The 8,041-nt window shown below is 68.9% G+C and carries 8 protein-coding genes; all 8 read right to left on the minus strand.

The genetic code is table 11. The features are described 5' to 3' along the window. A partial coding sequence (locus WBB14_RS33180) for an MFS transporter (protein WP_424243508.1) occupies nt 1–443 on the minus strand: 443 nt, incomplete at its 3' end. Nucleotides 444–554: 111 nt separating this feature from the next. After that, nucleotides 555–1,346, minus strand: coding sequence for a type I methionyl aminopeptidase (gene map / locus WBB14_RS33185; RefSeq protein WP_424243509.1), 792 nt, complete (start codon nt 1,344–1,346; stop codon nt 555–557). After that, on the minus strand, nt 1,347–1,592 hold the full coding sequence (locus WBB14_RS33190) for a ParD-like family protein (protein ID WP_013394276.1): 246 nt from the start codon (nt 1,590–1,592) through the stop codon (nt 1,347–1,349). Nucleotides 1,593–1,729: 137 nt separating this feature from the next. Next, nucleotides 1,730–2,416, minus strand: coding sequence for a DUF2894 domain-containing protein (locus WBB14_RS33195; protein WP_424243510.1), 687 nt, complete (start codon nt 2,414–2,416; stop codon nt 1,730–1,732). After that, nucleotides 2,406–3,056, minus strand: coding sequence for an OmpA family protein (locus WBB14_RS33200; RefSeq protein WP_424243511.1), 651 nt, complete (start codon nt 3,054–3,056; stop codon nt 2,406–2,408). The genes WBB14_RS33195 and WBB14_RS33200 overlap by 11 nt, the downstream gene beginning before the upstream one ends. Continuing rightward, nucleotides 3,053–6,742, minus strand: coding sequence for a DUF802 domain-containing protein (locus WBB14_RS33205; RefSeq protein WP_424243512.1), 3,690 nt, complete (start codon nt 6,740–6,742; stop codon nt 3,053–3,055). The genes WBB14_RS33200 and WBB14_RS33205 overlap by 4 nt, the downstream gene beginning before the upstream one ends. A 10-nt stretch (nt 6,743–6,752) precedes the next feature. After that, entirely contained in the window at nt 6,753–7,550 is a 798-nt protein-coding gene (locus tag WBB14_RS33210) for a DUF3348 domain-containing protein (RefSeq protein WP_424243513.1), read from the minus strand. Nucleotides 7,551–7,708: 158 nt separating this feature from the next. After that, the coding region (locus tag WBB14_RS33215) for a LysR substrate-binding domain-containing protein (protein WP_424243514.1) at nt 7,709–8,041 on the minus strand (333 nt) is incomplete at its 5' end.

Here is an 8,041-nt window from a genome sequence, read left to right on the forward strand (position 1 = left end):
GCGGTGCTGCGGGCGAGCTCCAGCCAGCGGTTGGCGCTGGCCAGTTCGGCGGGCGCGACCAGCCTGGGCACCAGCGCCGGCGCGGCGACGTTATAGGCGACCGTGCCGACGGCACCCAGGAAGCCCAGCGCGGCCAGCCAGCCCAGGTTCAGTCCGCCCGTGGCCAGCAGCGCCAGCAGGCCCAGCAGGCTGGCGGCGCGCACGCATTCGGCGGCGGTCATCAGCGCGCGCCGCGACATCCGGTCGGCCAATACGCCGGCGGGCAGGGACAGCAGCAGGAAGGGCAGGGTCTGGGCGGTTTGCAGATAACCCGTCTCGGCTGCGCTGGCGCCCAACGCCAGGACCGCGACCAGCGGGGCGGCCGCCAGGGCCATCTGTTCGGAGAATTGGGCGGCCAGGTTGGAGGCGGCCAGGCGGCGGAACGCGGAGGGCAGGGCGGACATGGATGCGTGGATCGCGGAAACGACAAGGGCACGATCATGATCGCGCCCTTGTCCGTACGCACTCCGTTCCTTGCCATGGGCAAGGCCGGCGCGCCGCGTCACGTCAGGGTATCAGGGGATGGGCGGATAGTCGCCAAAGCCGTCCGGCCAGGGCGTCAGCACCTCGTAGCCGGTGTCGGTCACGACCACCATGTGTTCCCATTGCGCCGACAGCGAGCGGTCCTTGGTGACCACGGTCCAGCCGTCGGGCAGCTGCTTGGTCTGGGGCTTGCCGGCATTGATCATGGGTTCGATGGTGAACATCATGCCGGGCTGCAGCACCATGCCTTCGCCGGGGCGGCCATAGTGCAGCACCTGCGGATCGTCGTGGTAGATCTGGCCGATGCCGTGGCCGCAGTATTCGCGCACGATGCTGAAGTGCTCGCGGTGCGCCACGGTCTGGATGGCGTGGCCGATGTCGCCCAGTGTTGCGCCAGGCTTGACGGCCATGATGCCGGCGCGCATGGCTTCGTAGGTGGTGTTGACCAGGCGGCGCGCCAGCGGGCTGGGCTGGCCCACGTAGTACATGCGGCTGGTGTCGCCGAACCAGCCGTCCTTGATGACGGCCACGTCGATGTTGAGGATGTCGCCGTTCTTCAGCACCTTGGCCGACGGGATGCCGTGGCAGATCACGTGGTTGGCCGAGGCGCAGATGGTCTTGGGAAAGCCGTGGTAGCCGACGTTGGCGGGAGTCGCCTTCTGCACGTTGACGATGTAGTCGTGGCAGATGCGGTCCAGCTCATCGGTGGTGACGCCGGGGCGAACGTGCTCGGCAATCATGTGCAGCACTTCCGCCGCCATGGCGCCGGCCTTGCGGGCCATTTCGATGTCGGCGGCGGACTTGATGGAAACCTTCTTTGCCATTTATGCGGCCTCCTGCTGGGCGGCCTGTGGCAGCCCCTGGGACAGGGAGGCGATGGCGAAGCCTTCCGCCTGTTCGATGCGGATCAGCAATTGGCAGATGTCGGCGTGGCGCAGCTCGGGATAGAGCTCGGACAGCATGCCGATGCGCATCCAGTGTTCGGCCTGGGAATTGATGGAGCGGCTGAGCGCGCCGCTGGCGACGCGGAGGTTCTCATGCATCTGCTCGGAAATCTTGACGATACCCATGGAGTTAATGATCCATATATGGTTTGTATATGGAACGTATCTTACTGCTGATGGGTGGAAGGGTGCAAATCAGGGCGCCTGGCGGGACCGCCTGGTGAGCGCCTGGATGGGGCTGGCTCGGGCGGGCCGAGGCCCTGCTAGCGCCCTTTACCGCGCGCCGTCTTCTTGGCGCCGGCGCGGGGCGCGGCTTCCTTGGGCGGGGGCGCCGTGGCGGCTTGCACCTGCTCCAGCCACATCAGCGCATCGGTGTAGGACAGGAACTGCTGCAGATAGCCCGGCGAGACCTCGCGCATCAGCGATAGCGCGCGGTGCACCAGCTGGTTGGAATTGAGCGGGCCGGCGTTCTTGTGCACCTGTTCCTGGGACTGCCGCACCTGCCGATCCGCGCTGACCCGCGACCAGACGCCACGGAAGTACTCCAGCACTTCCAGTTCTGGGTAGGTGGCGCGCAGGTCGCCGGCGCCGCGCGCGTCGGGGCCGGGATCGGCCATGTAGGCGGTCAGCGCCGCCAACGGTCCGGGTTCGCAAGCGGCGGGAGCAGGCGCGGTGACACCTGCTCGGGCGCACTCATTGGCACTTTCGCCGGCGCCTGCAAGTGCCTCTGCGGACGCGCCGTCCAGTTCGGCCTCGTAGGCCTGGATCAGCGCAGCCAACTTGCCGTCCAGCAGCCTGCGGGCTTGGCCGTCTTGCGCGGCGGCGCGCCGCTGCAGGGCGTCCATGAACTGGAAGCGGACCGGCGCCAGGCGGTCCGCGCCGGTTTCCCGCCAGGCGTCCAGCATGGCCCGGGCGTCGACGATTTCGCCGCGCGTGCCGTCACTGCCCATTCTTGGTTCCGGCGTCGCTGGAGGGTTTGGGAATCGGCGCGATTTCCACCCGGCGGTTCTTGGCGCGGCCTTCCTCGTCGGTGTTCGCGGCCACCGGCTGTTCGGAGCCGAAGGCCGCGGCGAACACGGCCGACGCAGGCACGCCCTCGTCGATCAACGCACGCGTCACGGTCAGGGCGCGCTGCGCGGACAGGTCCCAGTTGTCGGCGAAGCGCCGGTTGCCCTCGCGCACCTGCTGGTCGTCGGTATAGCCGCTGACCATCAGGATCTCGTTGTGCGATTTCAGATAGGCCGACAGGGGTTCGATCAGGCTCTTCAGGATCTCGCGGCCTTCCGGCTGCAACTGGTCGGAGTTCAGCGCGAACAAGACGCTGCCGCTGATGCCGATGCGGCCGTTGATCAGGGTCACGCGGCCGGCGGCCAGCGGTCCCGCCAGCGCCTGCTCCAGGGTCTCGCGGCGCTGGGTTTCGACCTGGCGCTGCTTGACCTCTTCTTCGAGCTGGGTCGATAGCTGCAGCTGCACCGCGACGACGCTCACCAGGATCAGGACGAAGGCGCCCAGCAGCACCGACATCAGGTCGCCAAAGACGGCCCAGGCCGGGACCGCGGGCTCCACGCCGCCGTCGATGTCCTCGCTCATGCCGCTTCCGCTCCGGCCGTCGCGCGCTGGCTGGCCAGCTGCTGCAGGTTCTCGATGATCTGCTTCTGCGACACCATGCTCAGGTCCACCACTTCACGGGCCTGGGCCACGTAGTAGGCCAGTTGTTCGTCGCCGCGCGCGATGGACTTGTCCAGCGCCGCTTCGATGCGCTGCAGGTGCGCGACCAGCTTGTCGTTGGATTCGCCAAAGAGCTGCACGGCCGTGCCGAAGGACTCGCCCAGGCTGGCCACTTCAACCGCGCCGCTGGCGACCTGCGCGGCCACCTCGGCCAGCTTGCCGGTTTCGGCCTGGGCCTGCTCGGTGAACTGCGTGCCGACGCGGTCCAGCAGGTCCGCCGACGAGGACACCAGCGCGTCCACGGCCGTGCGCTGTTCGGCGGCGGTGTGGTTGACGGCGTCCAGCAGGGTGCCCAGGGTTTCCAGCAAGCGAGTGCGTTCTTCCAGCATGTCGTTGTCGCGCTCCATGCTGTCGGAGAGCTTCTGGCGCAGTTCGCCGATGACCTCGGCGGCGGCGCGCGGCGCCTCGGAGGCGGCCTGCACCAGGCGGCCGATTTCGGCGATGGTGTCGTTGGCCGACGCCTGGGTCTGTGCGCTGATGTCTTGAGCGGTGATGGCCAGCGTGTCGCAGATCTGTTGCTGCTGGCTGGCCGTGTAGGAACTGGTCTGCTCCCATTCGGCGCGCAGCGACTCGGCCATGGCGCCGAGCTTGCCGGTCCAGGCTTCCAGGCGCGCTTCGTCCTTGGATGCGAGCGCTGCTTGCAGGTCCGTCTGCGACTGGTCCAGCGTTTGCAGCAGGGCGGCGGAATGCTGTCCGAAGGCTGCGGCGGCGGTTTCCAGCGCTTGCTGGTTGTCGCCCGCCAGCTTGGCGTTGACCTGTTCCTGGCGCGCCTGCGCGTCCGTCCAGGCCTGGGTGACGCCAGTCGCCGCCGTTTCCAGGCGCGCCGACACGCTTTCCAGCAGGCCGGCCTGGGCCTGCGTCTGGGCGGCGACGTCGCGCGCGGTCTGGGCCAGGGTGTCGTTGACTTCCAATTGGCGCAGGGCGGCTTGCGTGCCGGCCTGTTCCCATTCCTGGCCGAGCTTGGCCGCCATGGCGGTCAGCGTGCCGGTCCAGGCGGCCAGGCGTTCCTGGTCGCGCGAGGCGAGGGCGTCCTGCAATCCGGCGTGCGATTGCTCCAACGTTTGCAGCAGGGCGGCAGAATGCTGTTCGAAGGCCGCGGCGGCGGTTTCCAGCGCTTGTTGGTTGTCGCCGGCGAGCTTGGCGTTGGCCTGTTCCTGGCGCGCCTGCGCTTCGGTCCAGGCCTGGGTGACGCCGGTAGCCGCCGTTTCCAGGCGGGCCGAGACGCTCTCCAGCAGGCCGGCCTGGGCCTGCGTCTGCGCAGCGATGTCGCGCGCGGTCTGGGCCAGCGTGTCGTTGACTTCCAATTGGCGCAGCGCGGCTTGGGCGCCCGCCTGTTCCCACTCCTGGCCGAGCTTGGCGGCCATGGCGGTCAGCGTGCCGGTCCAGGCAACCAGGCGTTCCTGGTCGCGCGAAGCCAGCGCGGTTTGCAATTCAGCGTGCGACTGGTCCAGCGTTTGCAGCAGAGCCGCCGAGTGCTGTTCGAAGGCGGCGGCGGCGGTTTCCAGGGCCTGCTGGTTGTCGCCAGCGAGCTTGGCGTTGGCCTGTTCCTGGCGCGCCTGGGCTTCGGTCCAGGCCTGGGTGACGCTGCCGGCCGCCGTTTCCAGGCGGGCGGATACGTTTTCCAGCAAGCCGGCCTGGGCCTGGGTCTGGGCCGCGATATCACGCGCGGTCTGGGCCAGCGTGTCGCTGACGGCCTGTTGGCGGGTCACGGCGTCGGCGCCGGCCTGTTGCCATTCTTGGCTCAGCGTGGCGCCCATGGCGGTCAGCGTACCGGTCCAGGCGGCCAGGCGTTCCTGGTCGCGCGAGGCCAGCGTGGCCTGCAACTGGGCATGTGATTGGTCCAGCGTCTGCAGCAGGGCGGCGGAATGCTGTTCGAAGGTGGCAGCGGCCGCGGCCAGGGCCTCGCGGTTGTCGCCGGCCAGCTTTTCGCCGGCCTGTTCCTGGCGGGCCAGGGCGTTGGCCCATTGCTGCGACACGCCGTTGGCCGCCGTTTCCATGCGGGCCGACACGCCGTCCAGCAACTGGGCCTGGACCTGCGCCTGCGCGGTGATGTCGTGCACCGCCCGCGCCAGCGTGGCGCTGATCGCCTCTTGGCGTTCGGCGGCCTGCGTGCCGGACTGCTCCCATTCCTGGCGCAGCGTGGCGCCCATGGCGCCCAATGTTTCGGTCCAGGCGGCGAGGCGCTGTTGATCGCGCGAAGCCAGTTCGGATTGCAGCAGGGAGTGCGATTGGTTCAGGGTGCGCAGCAGCGACGCCGAATGCTGCTCGAAGCTGGCCGCGGCCGCGGTCAAGGCTTGCAGATTGTCGCCAGCCAGCTTTTCGCTGGCCTGCTCCTGGCGCGACAGCGCCTGGGTCCAGGCGTGCGACATGCTGCCCGACGATTCCTCCAGGCGCGAGGACACGCTGTCCAGCAGGGCGGCCGAGCGTTGTTCGAAGGTCTGGGCGAAGTGGTCGAGCGAGGCGCGCAGGTCCTGGGACAGGGCTTCGCTGGCGCGTTGCTGTCCGGCCAGGGCCTGGTTCCAGATGCCGGCGACGTTGCTGGTGGTGGCCTGGAAGCCCGAGGTCAGGCCTTCCAGCTGGCGCTGCACGGCTTGCGTCACGGTGTCTTGCAGCGTTGCGGTTTCGCGCGACAGGCTGGCCATCGTCGCTTCCACGACCGGTTGCAGGGCGGCGCCGGCCGAGCGCGCGCTTTGCGACACGCTTTCCTTCATGGACTGCTCCATGACGGCGGCCAGGCGGGAGTAGGCCGCTTCGGCCTTGCCCTGGAAAGCGTCCTGGCTGGCCATGTGGCGGTCGCTCAGGGCCTGGTTCTGCTGCGCCATGCTGTTCATCATGGTCTGCAATTGGTCGACCAGCGTCGGCATGGCTTCGGCCTGGCGCTGCATGACTTCGGCCTGGCGTTGCAGCAGCTTGAAGGATTCCTCGCGCTGGTAGCCTTGCGAGTACACCCGCAGCGTGGTCGCGGCCTTGCTGTCCAGCAGTTGCGCTGCGCGCACGCGTTCGCGGCGGCACAGGGCCGCCAGCAAGCCCAGCATGGCGGAGCTGGCGACGCCGGCGATCGAGGTGCCGAAGGCGAAGCCCAGGCCCTTGACCGGCGCGGCGAGCGAGGCGCGTATCGCGGCCAGGTCGGTCGCGCTTTCCAGCGCGAGGCCGGTGCCGCGCAGGGTCACGACCATGCCCAGGAAGGTGCCCAGCATGCCCAGCAGCACCAGCAGGCCCACCAGATACGGCGTCAGCGCCGGTCCGGGCAGGCCCGCGCGCTCGCCTTCGATGCGCAGGCGCGCGGCGTTGCGCAGGCTGGGCGGCAACTGGTCCAGCCAGGATCCCAGATTGCCGGGGGCGTCGGACAGGCCGGACAGCGCGCGGGTCAGCGAGGACGTCGCCTGCTGATAGCGCAGCAATTCGAGCGCGCCGCCCAGGTAACAGGCGCCTATCAGCAGGGTCACGGCCAGCGCCAGCGGATTGTTGCCCGCATAGCCCGCGCCGATCCAGCCCACGACGGCCAGACCCGCCAGGAAAACAACGAGATTAGTCAGATATTTGGACATAGTGTCCCGGTTAGCTGGCGCGAAGGGTGGCAAGCAACCCTTCGACCGGTTGTAAACGAACATCCAATTCGGCCAGCAGCACGCTGCGCATGTCTTTGCGGAACGTGTCCAGCCAGGCGCCTGGCGTTATCGACGCCGGCGCCGGCGCTACGCCTGCCTCGGCTTCGCCCTCGGCGCGGGCTTCGGCCAAGGCGGCAAGCTCCGCCAGCGCAGCGGCCTCGGCCTCGCGCAGGCGGTTGAAATGGCCTTGGAGCAACTTCGGGATCACGCCGAAAAGCGCGCGTTCCTTGGGCAGCAGCGCGCGGTCCATGATGGCGTCGACCACCGCCAGGCGCGTCATTTCGCCATTTTTGGCCGCGACCATGCCGCGCAGGCGGCTGCGCAGATTGCCCACGGCGGTTTCCATCGTGTGCTGCAACGACAGATAGCGCTGGCGAAAATTCGCGTAGTCGGCGTCGGCCTCGGCCAGCGCTGCCAACTGTTTGGCGGGCGCGTGGGCTTGCCCCGGCCCTGGCCGCTTGGCGGCCGTGGCCGCGGTGTCGCTGGCGATGGCGTCGGCCAGCGTGGTCCGGACGCGGGCGCAGTCGCGCTCCTCGGCGCTGCTGAACATGCGCGCTCCAGGGGCGATCACCGGCGGGCTGGTATTCAGCGCCGCGGAGAGCGCGATCGCGTCCGTCCAGCCGAGCCATAGGCTCAGATGGTCCGAAAGCGATTGCCTGGATTGCGGGACGTCGACATCCGTCAGGCGAGTCAGCAAGCGAATGAGCGTCGGGCCGCTTAAACCTGTGCGCTGTGGGGCCTGCAACATACCACCAGAGTCAAAAAGGGGGGAGTTTACACGGTGGACGGCGGCGCCAGGGGCCGAGGGCGGGCGGCAGGGGCGGCCCGCGGGTAAAAAGGGGGCCGCATCATGTCGGGATGCAATAGTGTGACAGGGGCCTCAGGGCTGCCGCGGGCCGGAAAAGTCTAGGCCGCGCGGCGCACCTCCAGCCGCGGGTTCTGGCAATGTCCGGCGCCATCCAGGTAATCGGCCAGAAAATCGATCAGATGCCGGGTCCGGGCAGGCAGCAAACGGGTCTCGGTCACGGCATGGACCTCGATCGGACCCAGGCTCCAGGCCGGCAGCACGCGCGCCAGTTCGCCCGAGCGCAACCGGCCGCTTTCGTCCCCGCCCAGCGCCGCGATGCCGGCGCCCAACATGGCAAGCTGCCGGGCCATGCAGGCGTCGTTGGCGCCATAGCGGTGCTCGACCGGGACCAGCAGTTGCTCGCGGCCGCGCTGCAGCGGCCAGGGCGCCGC

The sequence above is a fragment of the Achromobacter sp. genome, from assembly GCF_049647645.1.
In the GTDB taxonomy this organism is placed as follows: domain Bacteria; phylum Pseudomonadota; class Gammaproteobacteria; order Burkholderiales; family Burkholderiaceae_B; genus Achromobacter.

Coding starts and splice junctions, on each gene's coding strand:
- WBB14_RS33210 (WP_424243513.1), bottom strand. CDS start 7,550: ATGTTGCAGGCCCCACAGCGCACAGGTTTAAGCGGCCCGACGCTCATT.
- map (WP_424243509.1), bottom strand. CDS start 1,346: ATGGCAAAGAAGGTTTCCATCAAGTCCGCCGCCGACATCGAAATGGCC.
- WBB14_RS33205 (WP_424243512.1), bottom strand. CDS start 6,742: ATGTCCAAATATCTGACTAATCTCGTTGTTTTCCTGGCGGGTCTGGCC.
- WBB14_RS33190 (WP_013394276.1), bottom strand. CDS start 1,592: ATGGGTATCGTCAAGATTTCCGAGCAGATGCATGAGAACCTCCGCGTC.
- WBB14_RS33195 (WP_424243510.1), bottom strand. CDS start 2,416: ATGGGCAGTGACGGCACGCGCGGCGAAATCGTCGACGCCCGGGCCATG.
- WBB14_RS33200 (WP_424243511.1), bottom strand. CDS start 3,056: ATGAGCGAGGACATCGACGGCGGCGTGGAGCCCGCGGTCCCGGCCTGG.